Genomic DNA, 20028 nt, shown 5'->3' on the forward strand with positions numbered 1-20028 from the left:
TCAATTTATGAGGTGATAAAATGTTTCAAGTTTCAGTTACAGTCAATACTACCAATTTAACTGATCTCGATTTGAAACAATTGTGTCAGCTCGGTGTAGATTGCATTGACTTTGGTAATGGAAATTCTTTCGAAGGGGTTAAAGAACAAGGATATCCTGACTTAGATAAGCTGTTAAAACTAAAAAAGAGAATCCGCTCATGGGGAATGGATATTAATCGGGTAACTCTTCCTAACATTACAGAGAATTTTATGAAAAACCGTCCTGGAAGTGAAAAGGAACTAGAAAATTCATGTAATGCGGTTAAAGTTTTCGCGGAAGCAGGGATAACACTTGTACGGCAACGTTTTGAAGGTGATGTATTTGAAGGTCTTTCTAGAAAATATAAAGCAGTTCAACGTGGAGGAGCTATTGCGCGCGGAGAAAGTATCGGCCTTATGACAGAAAAACGGCAAAAACCTACATTTGAAGAACTTCAAGACTGGTGGAAATCTTTCCAAATCGCTTATAGAGAGCTAGTCCCTATAGCTCAAGAAAATAATGTCAGAATAGCGATACATCCTTCGGATACGCCACATCCAGATTCACCTTTTGGTGGATTAGGGCTACACAGAATTATTGACGATTTTCCAAATAAAAATGTAGGGTTTGTTTATTGTGTTGGAACAAGAGCTGAAGCAGGAGGGTCATCTTTAGTTCTTGATGAAATCAACTACTTTGGACGAAAAGGAAGAATATTTTTGGTTCATCTTCGTAATGTAAGAGGAAGTTTACCAACCGAAGGGGCATTTGAAGAAGCATTATTAGATGATGGTGATTTAAATATGTTCAGAATATTGCTTGAACTTAGGAAGGTTGGTTATCAAGGATGTATCAATCCCGATCATGTTCCAATTCTGACCGGAGATGAACCGGACTACGACGACAGATGGAAGTATTCCAATATCGGTTGGAAGACTTCCAGCATAGGATTTGCTTATTCCATAGGATATGTAAAGGCCCTAATAGCAGCAATGTATGAATTTGAGGGAAGACCAATATATAAATAATCAATACTGAAGGGGGAGTAATTTTGAAAGTTTATAGAAATAATCGCCCACCATTGTACATACAGGTACATCCGGATGACAATACGGCTATTATTGTAAATAGTGGCGGATTGGATGAAGGCACTGAATTTCCCTGTGGCTTAAAATTAATCGAGCGAATACCGCAAGGGCATAAAGTTGCCCTCCGCGACATTTATGAAGGTGAAGAAATTGTAAGATATGGAGAAGTTATCGGTTATGCCAAAACTACAATAAAAAAAGGGAGTTGGGTAAAGGAATCATTAGTGCTTATGCCGACTCCTCCAAAACTAACTTCTTTAACCTTTTCTAATAAGGTTAAAGAAGTTCTTCCGTTAGAGGAGGAATTCACTTTTTTAGGATTTCGCAACGAAGATGGTACAGTAGGCACCAAAAATATTCTGGGGATTACTACAAGTGTTCAATGTGTAGCTGGTGTTTTAAATGTTGCTGTAAAGAAAATAAAGGAGGAACTTTTGCCTCTATTCCCTAATGTTGATGATGTTATTGCCCTAAATCATGCTTACGGTTGTGGTGTGGCAATCAATGCACCTGATGCAGTAATCCCGATTCGTACTCTTCAAAACTTAGCGAGACATCCTAATTTCGGTGGGGAACTGATGATTATCGGATTAGGATGTGAAAAATTATCTCCCGATCGTTTAAACAATGGCATTAATGACAACATCCTCATTTTACAAAATGAAAATGGATTTATGAATATGATTAATTCCATTATGGAAATGGCCGAAAAAAAGTTAAAAAAACTAAACGAAAGAAAGAGAGAGAAAATCCCTGTTTCAGAATTGGTTATAGGCGTACAATGTGGTGGAAGTGATGCCTTTTCCGGGGTAACTGCTAATCCGGCTGTAGGTTATGCTGTTGATCTCTTAATTAAGTCAGGAGCAACTGTATTATTTTCGGAAGTTACTGAAGTGAGAGATGCGGTGCATCTGCTGGCACCACGTGTAATTAATGAAGAAGTAGGAAAAGCGCTAATCAGAGAAATGGGATGGTATGATAATTACTTAAGAAGAGGGGAAGCCGATCGTAGCGCTAATCCGTCTCCAGGAAATAAACGTGGTGGATTAACAAATGTTGTAGAAAAGTCACTTGGTTCCATTATCAAATCCGGAAGCACACCGATTGTAGATGTATTAGCTCCAGGGGAAAGAGTAAGAAAAAAAGGACTTATTTTCGCAGCTACACCTGCCAGCGATTTTGTTTGCGGAACTCTTCAATTAGCATCAGGAATACATTTGCAAGTTTTCACAACAGGAAGAGGCACACCTTATGGATTATCAATGGTTCCAGTAATCAAAGTATCTACTCGAAGCGAACTACGCGAACAATGGCCTGATCTGATTGATATCGATGCCGGAAAAATCGCTACTGGAGAAGCAACAATTGAAGAAGTTGGTTGGGAGATTTTTAAAGAAATTATAGAAGTAGCAAGCGGAACAAAAAAGGCATGGGCCGATAAATGGAAAATTTATAATGATTTAGTTTTATTTAATCCATCTCCAGTAACATAAATAAAAAATATTAAAAACATATACAATTGTCTTACAATATTATTGACTTAAGTATATAATTAAAGAAAGGCGGAACTTACTTATGGATAAATTAAGAAAATCCCCTAGGGGGATTATGGGATTCCCAGTGACGCCAATGGATTCTAGAGGCAACATAGATCTTGATGGTCTAAGGGCAAATATCGATTTCTTAATTAAATCCGGGCTATCATCAATATTTGTTGTTTGCGGAGCCGGAGAACTGCAATCAGTTAGTAATGATGAATATAAGGAGATTGTGAGAGTTGCTGTAGAGAGAACGAAGGGAAAAGTTCCTCTTTATACAGGAGTTGGAGGAAATATTAAACAGGCTTTGGAACAGGCAAGAATTTCGCAAGAGTTAGGAGCCGATGGATATTTAATCTTTCCTCCTTATCTCATAGACCCTTCCCAAGACGGTTTATATGCTTACTTAAGCACCATTATTAATAGTACAGACTTAAACGCTATCGTATATAACAGAGGCAATTGTTTGTTAGAAGTCGAAACGCTTCAAAAATTATGCGAATTACCACAACTAGTGGGTTTCAAAGATGGAATAGGTAATATTGAGTTGAATGCGGAACTTACGCATGCCATAGGCGATCGCCTCGAATGGATTAATGGAATGCCCTTAGCAGAAGTAACAATGGCTGCTTATCTTAATCTTGGCTTTAAGTCTTATTCATCTGCTATTTCTAACTATATTCCGCATATTTCTATCAAATACTATCATGCGCTGTTAAACGGAAACAAGGCGGAAGCACGTGAAATCTACAAAAATGTAATTCTTCCTATTCATAGAATTAGAAAAAAGAAAAAAGGATATGCAGTAGCACTTATTAAAGCAGGCATGGAAATAGTAGGTTTACCAGTAGGTACTAATGTAAGACCGCCGGTTACACCAGTGGAGAAAGAACATTATGAAGAGCTCGAACACATAATCAAAAAAGCATTAGAAAAATATCCAAATGATGTAAAGGTTTAATTAGGAAACTATTCTTGAAGCAGGATTTGTTTCTATACTTCCTGTCTTATTTACTTTTATTGTCTTTGTACTTGGAGAAACTTTTTTAATAAAGAATGCTTGGTATCTAATCAAATGGCTGTGCCTTTGTTTTTCTAAACAAAGTGTATGTCCGACCTCCATCTCATGGATAGGTTGAACGAAGGAATTCGTGAGATATGGGAGGGTACACCGCCATGAGAAAGGTGAAGATCCAACTGGTGCGATCATCGGAACGCCCATCTCTATTTCCGAGAAATGGGATCGTAGGGGATCTTCCTCCAGAGCTGTTGTATCCAAAAGTTTAAATATATTCAAGATCTATCCTGCCTTCTGGTGCTCATTATGGATGCATCCTTGCGAAAATCGAAGAAATTCAAAGAAAAAAAGAGAAAATCGATATTTTTATAGAGGGAGGGAGATTAAATGAGTGAACTAAAATACGCTGTAAGTTCGGTACGCAGGAGTACTTTGTCGCAACAAGTTTTAGAACAATTGATACAGCTTCTAGTAAGTGGTAAGTTGAAACCAGGAGATAAATTACCATCTGAGATAGAATTAATGGAACAATTAGAAGTAAGTAGACCTGTTCTGAGAGAAGCTCTAAGATCCCTTGAGACACTAGACATTATAACAAGGAAGCCACGTGGAGGAACATATATTAACGATAAAGTGGGAAGTGATCCTTTTAAGGCGATGCTTGCTGTGTCAATTAATAATGTTCCAGCCATCATTGAAGCTCGTATGACATTAGAGCTCGGATTAGTGACGATTGCTGCTGAAAAAATAACGGATCAGCAGTTAAAAAAATTAAAAGATACCATTGATCAAATCAGAGAACATGCTGATAGTAACTATGGATTTTTAGATAAAGAATTTCATCGAATCATTGCATTGAGTGCTAATAACCCTATTGTTGAAGGAATGATTATTTCCTTACTCATCACACATGAAAAAACAGACAGTTTGATTAAATATAGAGAGCCAGATATTACAATCGAACATCATCTTGCAATTTACGAAGCGCTTAAAAATAGAGACCCAGTAGAAGCTTTCAAACAGATGTACAGGCACTTAAGTTTTGTGCGCAATAAGATTTTAGCTGATTATGAAAATGAGTAATATATGTAATATTAAATATTCAATTAGGGGAACTTTTCATGTGAGTCATTACTCTTTATTGTTTAGGCGAGCGTATTAAAATGTTTGAATCTGATTTTAAAATGCTTAAGCATATGAAAGGAAATAAACCCCTTTTCGAAATTATTTACTGTAAATGGTTGTATTTTCCACAAAATTCCTTATTGCAATAAACGAGTCAAGCCATTTTTCGAGATTAAGGCATGGCTCTATATTCGCATTTTCAAGTGACAAGGGGGATATTAACATGGCGGTATCGGAAGTTAAAACTAAAAAACAAACATATCTCAATTATATAGATGGCAAATGGGTTCACTCATCCACAAAAAAAGTTGATAAAAGCATCAACCCAGCCAATAAAAATGAAATAGTAGGGTATGTTCAACAATCCAATGAAGAAGATGTAAATAAAGCCGTAGAAGCGGCTAAGAAAGCGCAAGTTAATTGGAGAAGACTATCTAGTGTTAAAAGAGGGGAATATCTTTATAAGGCTGCTAGTGAACTGGAAAAAAGAATGGATGAAATCGCAGAAACAATGACGCGGGAAATGGGCAAGACATTCCCTGAGTCAAAAGGAGAGGTACAGAGAGGAATTGCAATCCTTCGTTACTATGCGGGAGAAGGAATGAGAAAGATTGGTGATGTTATTCCTTCTTCAGATAGCGAAGCGCTTATGTTTACAACCCGTGTACCACTTGGTGTTGTAGGAGTTATCACTCCATGGAATTTTCCTGTAGCCATTCCTATTTGGAAAATTGCCCCTGCCATTATATATGGAAATACGGTTGTATTCAAACCGGCTCAAGAAACAGCAGTGACTGCTGCTAAAATTGTTGAATGTTTAGATCAAGCTGGTTTGCCAGCTGGTGTTGTTAATATGGTAACCGGCAGAGGATTGGTAGTAGGAAATGCTATAGCCGAACATCCAGATATTAATGCAATTACCTTTACTGGTTCAAATGAGGTTGGAAAAACAATTGCTCAAAAAGCAGTGGCACGGGGAGCTAAATATCAGCTTGAAATGGGTGGCAAAAACCCTGTAATTGTATTGGATGATGCTGATCTTGACCAGGCTGTGGAAGCAACTGTTAGTGGAGGACTGCGCTCCACTGGACAAAAATGTACAGCAACAAGCCGAGTGTTCGTTCATAGTAATGTATATGATGAATTCAAGGAAAAACTATTATCGAGGGTAAAACAAATAACAATAGGCAATGGATTAAATAATGATACATGGATGGGACCTTGTGCTAGCGAAAAACAGTTAGAAACAGTTCTGTATTACATACGCAAAGGAATCGAGGAAGGTGCCACTTTACTGTACGGTGGTAATCGTTTAGAAGATGGGGAATTTAAAAATGGATTTTATGTGCAACCAACTATCTTTGAAAATGTCTCTCCTAATATGACAATTGCTCGAGAAGAAATATTTGGGCCTGTATTAGCTTTAATTAAGGTGGATACGTTGGAAGAAGCATTAAATTTAGCAAATGATACTCCATTTGGCCTTAGCGCCTCTATCTTTACCAAAAATATAGGAAACGCTCTATCATTCATAAATGAAATTGAAGCGGGATTAGTTCGCATTAATGAAGAAAGTGCAGGCGTAGAGCTACAGGCTCCTTTTGGAGGAATGAAGCAATCTAGTTCACACTCAAGAGAACAAGGACGAGCTGCCATTGAATTCTTTACATCAATTAAAACTGTTCTTATTAAAAGTTAAAAGTGTCTGTTTGTCGCATTCCTAAATTATTGAAAATTAATGGAATATCAGAAAAAGAGAGCCTATCTATCTGTAACTATAACTGAACTGAACCAAAAAGTTAGACACGGAAATTTAGACAATGATTTGGGTATGAGTTCGGTATTGAACCGGACTCATGCCTTTTAATTTTGCCTTGATTCGTTTGTGATTGTAATAATGAATATAATTCTCTAATTCGTGTTTAAAATGCTCCATGCTCTCAAATTCCTTAAGGTACAGTAATTCAGACTTTAATAAGCCAAAGAAATTCTCCATGACCGCATTATCCAAACAATTTCCTTTACGCGACATGCTTTGGGCAATCCCTCGTTCTTTTAATGTGTGTTGATACTTTTTCATTTGATAATGTCAACCTTGATCGGAATGGAGGATGGGGGCGTCTCCTTCTTTTAAACAGTCAAAAGCTTTGTCCAACATTTTGGAAACAAGCGAATAAACAGGCCGACTTTCTATGTTGTAAGCGATAATTTCTCCGTTGTATAAATCTAGAATTGGGGATAAATATAGCTTCTCCCCATGCAAATGGAATTCTGTCACATCTGTCACCCATTTCTCATTTGGTTTCGATGCGTGAAAGTCACGCCCTAAAATATTAATCGCAATGTTCCCCACTTGCCCACGATAGGAGCGATACTTTTTCATGCGGACAAGACATTTTAATCCCATTTCATTCATTAGGCGCCGGACTGTTTTATGATTGATTTTTAACCCTTGATTACGTAATTCTAATGTGATACGACGGTATCCATACCTTCCTTGATGTTCCTCAAAAATTTCCTTCATCCATTCCTTCATTTCCTTATATTTATCTGGACGATTCATTTGTTTGACCCAGTAATAATACGTACTGCGCGCAATGCCAGCGACCTTTACTAGATCGGTGGCTTTAAATTCATGCCTAAATTCAAAGATGATTTGCGCTTTGTCTTGTTCTGTAATTTTTCCTTTTCTTGAAGTAACTTTTTTAAGTAAGCATACTCCATACGTAAACGCTCATTTTCAGCTAATAATGCTTCTTGTGACCCTTCTACTCGTTGAGATTTCTTTGTTTCTTTTTTCATGGATGGACGCTCCTTTTTCTTTGGTTGAAGAGCGTCCATCCCTTGTGTTTCGAATAAATGCCTCCAATTCCACACCGTGCTCGAGGAAGGGATGTTAAATCGGGCAGAGGTTTCTTCGATAGACGCTCCTGTTTCGTTCATATAGTTGATTACGTCCATTTTAAACTCCATGGAGTAATTTGTATACATTTTTTGAAATGCTTCTGATCCATGTTCTCTGTACTTAGCCACCCATTTTTTTAACATCGATACACTTACATGATACTTTTGTGCGGTTACCTTAAAGGAATCTACCTCTTCAAGATAAGCCCTAACTGCAGCTAATTTAGTTTCTAAACTGTATTTAGTCATATAAAAACTGTACCTCCAATGGTTAGTTGTGTCTAACAATTGGGGTGCAGTTCAAACCCGGCTCTCTTTTTTATCGTTTTTGTCGGTGAACTCCGGTTTAATACCTTGATTTTTCATCTAAAAATTTAAGCAGTTTCTAACGATGTATGGGATGGCAATTTCCTTATCTCTGATTGGCTAAAGGTGAAATAGGGATTGTAAAACGCTTTCAATTATGTATGATGGTACTAAACCGGTTTATGAAAACGTTTATAAATACTAAATCGATTTAGTGATGAAAGAGGGATCCCTTTGAAGAAAGTAACGATGGCCGATGTCGCGAAATTGGCCAACGTCTCGAAAAGTACGGTATCGCAATATTTGAATAAACGCTATGAATATATGAGCGAGGAAACGAGAAAACGGATTGCTCGGGCAATTGAAGAACTGGGATATCAACCGAATATTATCGCCCGCAGCTTAAAGCAGAAAACAACAGCGACGATCGGAGTCATTGTCTTTAATATTTTGCATATGCTTACGATCCAAGTCTTGCATGCCATCGAGGAAGCATGCCAAGAGCGCGGTTTTCATGTCATCGTCTGCAATTCCGATGACGATCCGGAAAAAGAAAAAAAATATATTGATATTGATATGCTGCTTGCCAAACAAGTGGATGGCTTGATTGTTTTTCCGACGGGAAAAAACAAGGATGTATATCAACGGTTAGTGGAGGAGCGCTTTCCGCTTGTGTTTGTCGACAGGATGGTTCCAGGGATTGAAGCGGATGCTATTTTGCTTGATAACAAACGCGCGGCCGCTTTGGCGGTGGAATATTTGGCTAGTAACGGTTACGAGCGCATTGGCGTCGTCGCTCCTCCACTTGTGTCCCATGTCGTTCCAAGGGTGGAGCGGATTGAAGGATTTCGGCAGACGCTAACGGAAAAAGGGCTTCCAGTTATCGCTGATTATGTTGTTGCGGCCGAAATTTCGTCCATTCAGAGTGAACTGGCAAAGCTGTTTGCTTTAGGCCGTCCGCCGCAAGCGCTGTTTGCGATTAACGATTTGACATTGATGGAGATTTTGCATTTCGTCAAGAACAACGGCATCCATGTGCCTGATGATTTGGCGCTGATCAGCGTCGATGATGTTCCGTTTGCCGATATTTATACGCCAACGTTAACGACGATTGCCCAGCCAACTTTTGCGATGGGGAAAAAAGCAGCAGAGCGTTTGTTTATGCAGATTGCCAAGAAACAAAGACACAAGCCGCAAATTTTTCGTTTTCCGCCTACATTGATCGAGCGGAAATCCGTCCGACAAATATGATTGGAAAGGGGGAACAACAATGACAGCAGACGATAAAGTAGTCATTGGTGTCGATATCGGCACGACAAGCACGAAAGCGGTGGCGTTTGGCCAACGCGGGCAGGTGCTCGCCTCCCATGCAGTGGATTATCCAATCATCCAGCCGTATCCGGGCTGGGCGGAACAAGATCCCGAGGAAATTTTCTCCGCCGTTGTTCAAACTGTAAACGCTGTCACCACCAAATTGCGTCTTTCTTCTCGTGAGGTGAAAGCGATTGGCTTTAGTGCGGCGATGCATTCGCTAATGGCGCTTGATGCGTCAGGTCGCCCGCTCACCCGCTGTATCATCTGGGCCGATAACCGCAGCGTCGGACAAGCGGACCGTCTTTTACGGGATTGGAACGGATTGGATATTTATAAACGGACGGGAACGCCGATTCATCCGATGTCGCCGCTTCCGAAACTGCTTTGGCTGAAGGAAGAGCAGCCAGACGTATTCCGGCAGGCGCATAAGTTCGTGTCCATTAAAGAATACGTCTTGTACCGGCTATATGGCCAATATGTCATCGACTATTCGATCGCTTCGGCAACCGGGCTGTTTCGCTTGGATACGCTTGATTGGGATGCGGATGTGCTTCAACTTCTTGGCATTACGAGAGCGCAGTTATCTAGTTTAGTGCCGACAACACATGTATTGCAGGGTATGGAAAAAGAATGGGCCGAGCAAATGGGGCTTGACCTGGATGTACCGGTTGTCGTCGGCGCGAGTGACGGGGTGCTTGCCAACATCGGCGTTGGCGCGATTTTGCCGGGCGAAGCGGCGATTACGATCGGAACGAGCGGCGCGGTGCGGACGATTTCCTCCGTGCAAAAAACGGATGAAAAAGGACGAACGTTTTGTTATGCCCTGACGCCAAACCATTGGGTCGTCGGAGGGCCGACGAATAACGGAGAGATTTTGCTGCGGTGGCTGCGCGATGAATTTGGCGGCCAGGAACGCGAAGTGGCAAAAAGGCTTGGCATCGATCCGTATGATTTGTTGACAAAATATGCGGAGCGGGTTCCAGCTGGGGCAGAAGGATTGCTGTTTCTCCCGTTTTTATCCGGGGAACGGGCGCCGTACTGGAACGCGAACGCCAGAGGCACGTTTTTCGGCATCAGCCTTCATCATAAGCGGGAACATTTCATTCGTGCGGTGATGGAAGGGGTATGTATGAGTATCTTTTCTGTTGCTCTGGCGATTCGCGATGTCACGGGGCCGCTTTCGGAAATCCGCGTATCAGGCGGCTTTGCCAAATCGCCATTTTGGCGGCAAATGCTTGCCGATATGATGGGAAAAGAGCTGTTAGTACCGGAAACGCACGAGGCGTCTGCGCTAGGTGCTGCAGCATTGGCATTGTATGCGCTTGGCGATATTCCATCGCTTGATACGGTGAAAACGTGGATTCATATTTTATCACGCCATGTGCCAAATGAAGAAAATACGCTTATTTATTCCGAACTATTTGATATATATACACGATTATATGATCGCTTAAAGGATGAGTTTGATGTGATTGCTTCTTTCCAGCGTAGAAATGGATAGCTACTAAATCGGTTTAGTTTGCATCAAACAGAAAAGAGGAGGAATGGAAATGGGAATCGCGATTGTTATTGCTGCGATTGTTGTGTTATTGCTGCTCATCACGGTTGCGAAAATGCATCCGTTTGTCGCTTTGATTTTGACATCCGTTGGTGTAGGGCTGGCAATGGGAATGCCGCTGATCGCACCGTCGCCGGAAACGCCGGGAATTATTGATTCGATTAAAGCAGGTCTTGGCAATACGCTTGGCTTTTTGGCGATCGTATTGGCGCTTGGAACGATGCTTGGAAAAATGATGGCGGAGTCCGGAGGCGCTGAACGCATTGCGAAAACATTGATTGACCGTTTTGGCCAAAAACGCGTCCATTGGGCAATGATGGTCGTCGCATTTTTAGTGGGGATCCCAGTATTTTTCCAAGTAGGATTCGTGCTATTAATTCCGCTTGTGTTTACCATTGCAATGGAAACAGGAATTTCGCTTGTGACAATTGGTATTCCGCTTGTTGCCGGATTATCTGTCGTGCATGGACTTGTTCCGCCGCATCCGGCTGCGATGGCTGCCGTCGGCATTTTTAAAGCCGATGTCGGGACAACAATTCTTTATTCGCTTATTGTCGGGCTGCCGACAGCCATTATCGCCGGCCCGTTGTTTGGAAAATGGATCGGGTCGCGCATGTATAAACAAGTGCCTGGTGAAATCGCCGAGCAGCTTGTACAGCATAAAGAAAAGAAAGACCTCCCTGGCTTTGGCAACACGTTATTTACGATTCTGCTTCCGGTTATTTTAATGCTGGTTGCTTCCATAGCTAATGTTACGCTGGATCAAGCGTCGGAAGCATCGAAAGTGCTGCGCTTTATCGGGGATCCGATCATCGCGCTTTTGATCGCGACGATTTATTCGTTCTTTAGCCTTGGCTACGCTCGAGGATTCAATCGCGATAAAGTATAAAAATTTGCCAATGACTGCCTTGGTCCTGTCGCCAATATTTTGCTTGTCATCGGTGCTGGCGGGGCGTTCAATAAGGTGTTGCTTGATTCTGGCATTGGCGACCAAATCGCAGACTGGGCCACACATTCGCAAATGTCTCCGCTGCTGTTAGGTTGGGGAATTGCCGCGCTCATTCGGATTGCGACAGGTTCTGCGACGGTATCGATGATGACAGCGGCAGGCATTGTTGCCCCAATTGCCGCCAGCATTCCTGGCACGAACGCTGAATTGCTTGTATTAGCGACAGGAGCGGGATCACTCATTTTATCGCACGTCAACGACTCCGGCTTCTGGATGATCAAAGAGTATTTCGGCATGACTGTCAAAGAAACATTGATGACATGGACCGCAATGGAGACAATTATTTCTGTCGTCGCTTTTGCGCTGATTGCGTTGCTGTAAGATATAAAAAATGCCAGGCGCTTTCACAAAACCCTGTCAAATGGGCATTTCCGACTGAGATCGAACAACAATGCTGTAATAGTCGCTTGCACATAACTCTGTCAACCAGATATTAAAAAACGAGTATTTGAAGCTGCGGCCTTTTCTCGATACTCAACCGGGGAAAGGCCGTTATTTTTTCTCGGAAACGACTGTGATGGTAAAAAATGAATATATTCTTCAATCGCAATTACAAGCCTTAAAGAATCACACATTTATTTTTTTTTGATCATCAAACCTAACCCAGCAGGAAATTGCGTAAGGACTTCTAAAAGCGTGAGACTAATCGCTCGCTGAATCGTATAAAAAAGGAGATGCCGTCAAAACTATGTGTTTTTTGTTCATCTAAATGTAAAAAGCAGGTGAATATGCGAAATTAGAAGAACGGAACATTCATTAAAAATTCTTCCAACGACATAAAATTTAGAAGTTGTATTGATAGAGCATTTTTATTTAGGTTCAAAAGAAAAATCCTTGGACTATTGTTTATTGCTATTATATTTTTCGAATAAATTCGTCCACAGAATAATAGAACACTGCACGAATAACTGCATAAATCAGTAATTCAGGAGGAGACTATAATGCAAATATAGATATAGAAAGTTTCTGAACTCTCTAACGTGTTTCGCTTTACTTTGACTGTAATGCAAATATAGATATAGAAAGACAGTATATAATTGCTTTGACTAATAGTCGATTTTCTTTTTTCATAATACTTTTACTTAAAATTTCAGAGAGGATTGATGCGGATACCCCATACAACAAAACAATGAAAGATACATAGAAGCCAGCAGATGAAAATATAGGAAATATTTACATCCAGAATCTAGGGATAAGACAGATCGTTATCAGTACTGATACCAACCAATATGTTGTGAGATTTCTAAATAAAAATGCTTTCATTCATACTACACGACCTTTTTCATGTTTATCCATCGATTTTAATACAATGTAAATTTTGCAGTAAATGACAGTTTCATAGAGATTTTATGTTAAGCAGCGATGGATAAATGAATGCGGAGTTGAAAAATATTAAAATATATAGTCCTGTTTGTTTGGACAACTCTTTTTTTGTATGTATACGATATGATTCTGCCGAAAAATTTTTTATACATCTTGATAGGAATACCTGTTTTATTAGTAAGTTCATTTTTTCTTTTGAAAATTTTTAATGAGAATCGAGCAAACGATTGAGTTTTAAATATCGACATTTGAAATTCAAAGGATAAGAATGTAATTTAATTACGGTTCTATATCAATTGTTTTGGCGATCATTATTGGACGAAAAGAAGCCGGACGTAAAACTCCTGCCTTCTTGACCACAAGGCGACTACAAAAATTTAATGACATTCGAGCTATTAAGGACGATACAAAGTGGCTACGGCTAACGATCACAAGCGCAATTATTGTGTCAGTGATCGGAGGAGTCGTAGCTATTATTTTTGCTGCATTGAAGTAAGTGTTCAGTGACGGAAAAAATCGTGCGGTAGACAAGTAACTAATTTGTTGAATTGCTATGCTTCTGCTGTTTCTCTTGTCCTAGGTCTTGAATAAACTAATGTTGGAGCAATGACAATTAGAAAGGAGAAATGTTCAAATGGAAGCTATTCTATCAATTGAGTTCACTGCATATGTGGCATTAGCCGTTTTGCTGTACGCAATCCGTCAAGCAACCAATCTTTCGAATCGCTACATTCCGATTGTCGCGGTTGTACTTGGCGTTGCTTTCTCTATTTTTGAAGCCAGCGCTTTCTCATTTGAGGTTTTAGTAAACGGATTAAAATATGCCTTGTATGGGATCGGATCCGTCGCTGCAATCAAATATGCTCTTGAAAAGACAACGGAGAAATAATGGCAGACATAAATCCGGGGCGATAGCTGGTTGGAAAAGTATAAAGTGTTTCCTTTCTTGACAGCAGCATAAGCGTACTTGAATCAGCTCGAGGAACAAGCGGTTTGGCCGGAAATGGTAACAACCAGATGGTTCGTTTTTCGGGTAACACCATCACAATGCATGAAGGGTTGTTGTCAATGCGAAGTTAAAAAGTACGAAATCTGGGCAGGAAGCGTCGAACATCTAGACGCTTTTTTGTTGATAATAAACGTTGTAAAGCTGAACTTGGTGAAAAAGATTATGTTTAAACCGTAAAGAAGTTAACGCTGCCGGCTATGTATGCGCCGGAGCGGACGAGTTGACCCAAAAATGCTTGAGAAATATTGTTCATATAATTTTTGGATTTAACAATCAATTCTTGTATAAATTTACATCTGGTGTATAATCAATTTGAGATTCAAAGGCAATCACCATATTACAAAATCAATAGATCAAAATGTTCCAAAGAAAGAGGAGAACGAGAAAAAGCTGGTGGAATATTGTCTATGATACAGAAGCAGCAGTAAAAAGCGTTCTGGAAAAAACACGGATTAAAACAAACTGGAATTGTCGATCTGCAAACAAACGTTATGTTTTAAAAATAATGAAATTTGTCGTCGACCTCCAATCGTGCAAAAAACCTGGGGGATCGACGACTCTTTCAAATCTCCATTGAGCCCGCACAAATTAAAGGATTGATAAAATATAACTCCTTCGTTAAAATGAAAATAACCAATCAACCATTTAAAACGAAATGCTTATTTAACAACATTTTCTGGGGTTTTTATCTTAACTATGAGGAATTGAAACGTTTTCTTAACCTTACATCTTTATTATACAATTAGTTTTTATCTTAACTATGAGGAATTGAAACTTGGTCGCTTAACTGCTGCTTTTTTAGTTTTCACGGGTTTTTATCTTAACTATGAGGAATTGAAACTTACGATGTTCCCCTTATAAAAGTGGGAATGGAAAAAGTTTTTATCTTAACTATGAGGAATTGAAACAAACGCCTTTCCATGAGGATCTTTTCCATACCAATCAATCCTGTTTTTATCTTAACTATGAGGAATTGAAACAACAACAACTTTGCGAATATCTTCCGCCCATTTGAGTTTTTATCTTAACTATGAGGAATTGAAACATCTCCGACTGTCTAAACTTCCCGCGCCGGAGATCCCGTTTTTATCTTAACTAAGGAACTTAAATAAGGCACTTTGTTTTGAAAATGCATAGTTCCAGCGTGTTTTTTATTTTTAACTGAGAAAAATATTAAACAAAAAAGCACGGCCAATATCAATACGGTCGTGCTTAATCTATTTTTATGGTCGGAGGAACGTATTGTAGATCCGGACATCAATGCGTGAGCAATGCCTTTGTTGAATAAACATTTGTTTTGCCCACTCCTTGTGCGAGATAAATCAGTTTGAAGACCTTTGCCGATTCGACTTCTTTTTTTCGAATTTTGTTGCGAAATTTGGGAACTACACAATGCTGCACATAGGTTTTTGGATAAACGGTTTATTGGCCTCTTCTATACTGGAAAGTCCATTGAGTGACCTAAAAACACTTAATCTTAATTGGCTAATCTAGTTAACTTAAAAAAGAAGAGAGCGAGTACTCCCTAGTTTTTATTGTTCCTCACGAAATTCCCTTTCAATCTATTGACCCAAAACCCTCCTTTAAAGTATTTCGGTTCGTATGAAATTACAAATGATTGAGGAGAGAGTTCATTAATCAAATACAATAAATTTTTTTCATTATTCCGTTTTGTCAACACTTGTAAGATAAGTCGCTTGCCGTTTTTCCCATCTCCATACCAAGATGTAACCCCATAGCCATGGTTTCGCAGGTATGAAGGCAGTTCATGCTCTAAAGAATCAACGACTATTTGAACCGTCACATATCCAAGAGCCATGTACTCTTCAATTTTACTTCCAAAATAAACTCCAATTCCCCATCCCATGCAATAAGCAAACACGTTGATTGGATTATCCAGATTATCTAAGACGATAGTTAATCCCATTAAATATACAAATACTTCAAACATAGATAAAAAAGAAGCGATGAGACTGTATCCCTTAATCACTAGAATCGTGCGAAGGGTAACTGAAGCCATATATAAAATGTTAAAACCAATAATCGTTAATATAAGAAAAATCATCGATATCAAATCAACTATCCCCCTCTACGGTAGTCATCTTTGGTTGTATTTTTTCTTGCAACTCCTATGCCAATAGATCTTGTCATATAAAAACCAATCAAAAAAATGTCCTCTGGAATTTTGTAAAAATTTTTTTACAGATGTGTCTAATTTTTTTACTGCTTTCTCATAAAAACCATGAAATTTACTTGCTAATAAGTTGGCATGCATTTTGCATTATAGTTAAATAGATGAATTGTAAATATTCATTTATTTCGCAATATTCAATAATTTTAAATTGAATTGATAAAGGGGGGCTGTTATTTGGAATTGTTGGATTTCATTTTTTTAAATTGGCATGATATTGTTCGTATGACTTGGAAACACATTGAATTGGTTGGGCTGTCAGTAGGTGTCGCCATTATAACCGGAGTTCCATTCGGGATTTATATCAGCCAGAAAGAAATCTTAGCGAATCTCGTATTAACCGTGGCCGGGATCATTATGACCATTCCGAGCATAGCCTTGTTCGGAATTATGATTCCGATTTTGTCAATCATCAATCAAGGAATCGGGTTTGTACCAGCATTTATCGCATTATTTCTTTATTCACAATTACCAATTATTCGAAACACTTATGTAGCAATTAAAAATGTTGATCCAAATGTTCGTGATGCTGCAATTGGAATGGGAATGACTACATGGGAACGTTTGTACAAAGTAGAAATTCCCATAGCTCTTCCGGTAATTATGGCTGGTGTGCGAATGGCTGTCGTTCTTATTATTGGAATAGCAACAATAGCAGCTTATATCGGAGCAGGTGGTTTTGGCGAATATATCGCAAGAGGGATTTCCACAAGCTATAAAACGATGGTTCAAGCGGGTGCAATCGGGGTATCCATATTAGCCATTACAATAGATTTTGTTTTAGGAAGAATTCAGAAAAAGCTTTCTCAAAAGGTGCCAAAAGTGACGAGATTAAAAGAAGTTTAAGAAAAAGAGGTGAAAAAATGATAGAGTTTAAAAACGTGTCAAAGCTTTATGAAAGTGGAAACAAACAAGTAAAAGCAGTAGACAACGTCAGTCTTCATATCGAAAAAGGGCAAATATGCGTGTTTCTTGGACCTTCTGGATGCGGAAAAACAACGCTGTTGCGGATGGTCAATCGTTTGATTCCGATTTCAAATGGTTCGATATTCATTGACGGAAAAGATATAAGTAAGCTCAATCCGATTGAATTAAGGCGCTCCATTGGTTATGTAATTCAGCAAGTCGGATTGTTTCCGAATATGACAATCGAGGAAAACATTTCAGTCGTTCCAAATTTATTAGGATGGGATCGGGCGAAGATCAAGAAAAGATACAATGAGCTCATGGAAATGGTTGGACTTGATCCAGAAGAATACAGAAAAAGGTTTCCTTGGGAATTGTCTGGAGGACAACAACAACGTATCGGCGTTGCGAGGGCGCTTGCGGCAGATCCGCCCGTCATGCTGATGGATGAACCTTTTGGTGCACTTGATCCGCTCATAAGAGAGCGTTTACAAAATGAGTTTTTACGCATTCAAGAAAATGTGAAAAAGACGATTCTTTTCGTCAGTCACGATATTGATGAAGCGATCCGATTGGCGGATAAGATCGCGATTTTTAAATCGGGTCAATTAATGCAGCATGGAACTCCTGATGAAATTTTATCTAATCCAAAGAATGATTTTGTGCGGGATTTTGTAGGAAGCGACAGGGAATTAAAACGGCTGACTTTGTTCACTGTCAAAGATTTAATAAGCAAGATTGATCACTTTCAAAAGAGAACGACAAGAAATGATTATCATGATTTTGTTGTGAAAGTGAATACCGATTTGCGAACGACGCTTTCGGTTGTTTTGTCTTCGCCGACGGGGAATGCTTGGGTAGTTGACGAAAAAGATCGCAGGATCGGACTGTTAAGTTTAGATGATTTTGAGATCGTTACGGATATCCATACGAAGAAATTAAAGCCGATCGTAAATCAGGGGTGATTTTAGTGCGAGGAAAAAAACTAGAGCTGTCCTTTCGTATAGCTATAACGCTATTAATCATTTGTCTGTTTATATGGGCTTATTTTGAGGGAGCATTTCAATTTATCAAAGATAACCCCGGCGATTTGATCATCTTGCTTCAACAGCATGTAAAAATAGTAGGCTTGTCTGCAATGTTGGCGGTGGCGTTTGCCGTTCCGGTGGGAATCTTTATTACGCGGCCTCGCTTCAAGAAATATGATTGGATCGTAATCAATTTTGCGAACATTGGTCAAACGATCCCCACCCTAGCCGTTCTGGCTCTTATTATGAGTTATTTGGGCATCGGGTATACAACGGCTGTGTTTTCCCTCTGGCTTTATTCTTTATTGCCGATTTTGCGAAATACGGTTGTAGGTATTAAAAGCGTCAACCCATCTATCATCGATGCGGGAAAAGGAATGGGAATGACCTCATGGCAGATTCTATGGAAGCTCGAGCTGCCGAATGCATTATACGCCATCTTAGCGGGCATACGAACTTCCATTGTGATCAACGTAGGCTCGGCAGCTCTGGCATTCCTGATTGGAGGAGGTGGTCTAGGAGATTTAATTTTTACCGGCATATCGTTATATGACACTGGAATTATGCTGTCGGGAGCTGTACCGGTTACCCTTTTGGCTATTACATTAGATTTTCTGCTAGGAAAACTAGAGAAGATTATCATCCCAAAAGGACTTCAACGGAACGAGGAAACAGTATAAGAAAGCGAGGAGGATGAACATGAAATCCAATGTGAAGAGAATGAGGAGCTTCGTATTCCTGCTTATTGCAATGTTGATGCTGACTGCTTGTGGAACTTCGAATTCAAAAACTTCAACGGATGAGAATCGTACATCCGACAATCAATCGAAAGGTAAGATTACAGTTGGAGGCAAAGACTTTACCGAACAGCACATTCTTACGAAAATTACCTCCATTTACTTGAAAGAAAAAGGCTATGATGTCAAAGAAGCAACGAACATGGGGAGTACTGTTGTTCGACAAGCTTTAGAAAATGGACAGATCGACCTTTATTGGGAATACACGGGTACTGCGTTAGTAATCTATAACCATCAGCCTGTGGAAACAGATCCTGATGCAGCCTACGAGAAAGTAAAAGAAATCGATCAGAAAAAAGGATTGGTTTGGCTGAACAAGGCCGAATTGAACAATACCTATGCGATTATGATGCTCGAAAAGAAAGCGAATGAACTGGGAATCAAGACGATCTCTGATCTGGCCGATTATGTGAACAATCATAAGGAGATCAAATTTGCTTCCAATGCCGAATTTTATGCACGACAAGACGGGTTAAGAGGATTGGAGAAAAAATATGAATTTAAATTCCAGCCAAAAAATGTTATCAAAATGGAGACCGGGCTGCTGCCTAACGCATTAAAAGAAGGACAAGTAGATGCGTCTATCGGCACTTCTACTGACGGACGTATCAAAGAATTCAATTTGATCATATTGGAAGATGATAAACATTATTTCCCAGCTTACAATGCAGCACCTGTCGTTAGAGAAGAATCTTTGGAAAAAAATGAGGAGCTGGCTGATCAGTTGAATGAATTGTCGAGTCGTCTAAATTCTGAAACGTTGATTCAATTGAATTACATGGTGGACGTTGAACATAAAGATGTTGCGGAAGTTGCCAGAGAATGGCTCACATCCCAAAACTTGATTAAATGATGATTCGAGATTAGTTCAATAGAGAGCTTTTGAAAATTTT

The 20028-nt window shown here is 39.5% G+C and carries 13 protein-coding genes, 2 pseudogenes and 1 CRISPR repeat array; of the genes and pseudogenes, 13 read left to right on the forward strand and 2 right to left on the reverse strand.

Features of this window, described 5'->3' with window-relative positions:
- Positions 1 to 20: 20 nt before the first annotated feature.
- The 5 genes from NSQ94_RS08835 to gucD all read left to right on the forward strand — a co-directional run bounded on the left by NSQ94_RS08835 (position 21) and on the right by gucD (position 6489).
- Positions 21 to 1049: a mannonate dehydratase gene (locus NSQ94_RS08835; protein WP_311066186.1), complete on the forward strand. Its 1029-nt coding sequence runs from the start codon at positions 21 to 23 to the stop codon at positions 1047 to 1049.
- 23 nt (positions 1050 to 1072) lie between these two features.
- A complete protein-coding gene (gene garD, locus NSQ94_RS08840) occupies positions 1073 to 2602 on the forward strand; it encodes a galactarate dehydratase (protein ID WP_311066185.1) in 1530 nt (509 codons plus the stop codon).
- A gap of 82 nt (positions 2603 to 2684) precedes the next feature.
- Positions 2685 to 3608, forward strand: coding sequence for a 5-dehydro-4-deoxyglucarate dehydratase (kdgD, locus tag NSQ94_RS08845; protein ID WP_339230594.1), 924 nt, complete (start codon positions 2685 to 2687; stop codon positions 3606 to 3608).
- Between the two features lie 444 nt (positions 3609 to 4052).
- Positions 4053 to 4748 carry a FadR/GntR family transcriptional regulator gene (locus NSQ94_RS08850; RefSeq protein WP_311066183.1) on the forward strand — a complete coding sequence of 232 codons (696 nt, stop codon included), beginning with the start codon at positions 4053 to 4055 and terminating at the stop codon, positions 4746 to 4748.
- Positions 4749 to 5013: 265 nt separating this feature from the next.
- A complete protein-coding gene (gene gucD, locus NSQ94_RS08855) occupies positions 5014 to 6489 on the forward strand; it encodes an alpha-ketoglutaric semialdehyde dehydrogenase GucD (RefSeq protein ID WP_311066182.1) in 1476 nt (491 codons plus the stop codon).
- A 114-nt stretch (positions 6490 to 6603) separates the two neighbouring features.
- Here the strand turns inward: gucD and NSQ94_RS08860 are convergent.
- Positions 6604 to 7943, reverse strand: a pseudogene (locus tag NSQ94_RS08860) (IS3 family transposase).
- Between the two features lie 291 nt (positions 7944 to 8234).
- Here NSQ94_RS08860 and NSQ94_RS08865 point away from each other — a divergent pair.
- The 4 genes and pseudogenes from NSQ94_RS08865 (at position 8235) to NSQ94_RS08880 (ending at position 14093) form a co-directional block, all read left to right on the forward strand.
- Positions 8235 to 9251 (forward strand): LacI family DNA-binding transcriptional regulator, encoded by a 1017-nt coding sequence (locus NSQ94_RS08865; protein WP_339230597.1) that lies wholly within the window; start codon positions 8235 to 8237, stop codon positions 9249 to 9251.
- Positions 9252 to 9270: 19 nt separating this feature from the next.
- On the forward strand, positions 9271 to 10815 hold the full coding sequence (gene gntK / locus NSQ94_RS08870; protein ID WP_339230599.1) for a gluconokinase: 1545 nt from the start codon (positions 9271 to 9273) through the stop codon (positions 10813 to 10815).
- Between the two features lie 49 nt (positions 10816 to 10864).
- Positions 10865 to 12202: pseudogene (locus NSQ94_RS08875) on the forward strand (GntP family permease).
- Positions 12203 to 13838: 1636 nt separating this feature from the next.
- Entirely contained in the window at positions 13839 to 14093 is a 255-nt protein-coding gene (locus tag NSQ94_RS08880; RefSeq protein ID WP_063388730.1) for a hypothetical protein, read from the forward strand.
- Positions 14094 to 14894: 801 nt separating this feature from the next.
- Positions 14895 to 15325: a CRISPR direct-repeat array (repeat unit 30 nt; unit sequence GTTTTTATCTTAACTATGAGGAATTGAAAC).
- Between the two features lie 413 nt (positions 15326 to 15738).
- Here the strand turns inward: NSQ94_RS08880 and NSQ94_RS08885 are convergent.
- Positions 15739 to 16278 carry a DUF2179 domain-containing protein gene (locus tag NSQ94_RS08885; RefSeq protein ID WP_339230721.1) on the reverse strand — a complete coding sequence of 180 codons (540 nt, stop codon included), beginning with the start codon at positions 16276 to 16278 and terminating at the stop codon, positions 15739 to 15741.
- A gap of 303 nt (positions 16279 to 16581) precedes the next feature.
- Here NSQ94_RS08885 and NSQ94_RS08890 point away from each other — a divergent pair, with 303 nt between their 5' ends.
- The 4 genes from NSQ94_RS08890 to NSQ94_RS08905 are packed head-to-tail and all read left to right on the forward strand — an operon-like array spanning position 16582 to position 19988.
- On the forward strand, positions 16582 to 17250 hold the full coding sequence (locus NSQ94_RS08890; RefSeq protein ID WP_339230602.1) for an ABC transporter permease: 669 nt from the start codon (positions 16582 to 16584) through the stop codon (positions 17248 to 17250).
- Between the two features lie 17 nt (positions 17251 to 17267).
- Positions 17268 to 18275 (forward strand): ABC transporter ATP-binding protein, encoded by a 1008-nt coding sequence (locus tag NSQ94_RS08895; RefSeq protein WP_339230604.1) that lies wholly within the window; start codon positions 17268 to 17270, stop codon positions 18273 to 18275.
- Positions 18276 to 18280: 5 nt separating this feature from the next.
- Positions 18281 to 19018, forward strand: coding sequence for an ABC transporter permease (locus NSQ94_RS08900; protein ID WP_339230605.1), 738 nt, complete (start codon positions 18281 to 18283; stop codon positions 19016 to 19018).
- 19 nt (positions 19019 to 19037) lie between these two features.
- The gene (locus NSQ94_RS08905; RefSeq protein WP_339230606.1) at positions 19038 to 19988 is read left to right on the forward strand and encodes a glycine betaine ABC transporter substrate-binding protein; all 951 of its coding nucleotides are present in this window, start codon (positions 19038 to 19040) and stop codon (positions 19986 to 19988) included.
- Positions 19989 to 20028: the final 40 nt, after the last annotated feature.

Origin of the sequence: Aeribacillus sp. FSL K6-2833 (assembly GCF_037965815.1) — a bacterium.
GTDB classification, from domain to species: domain Bacteria; phylum Bacillota; class Bacilli; order Bacillales; family Aeribacillaceae; genus Aeribacillus; species Aeribacillus composti.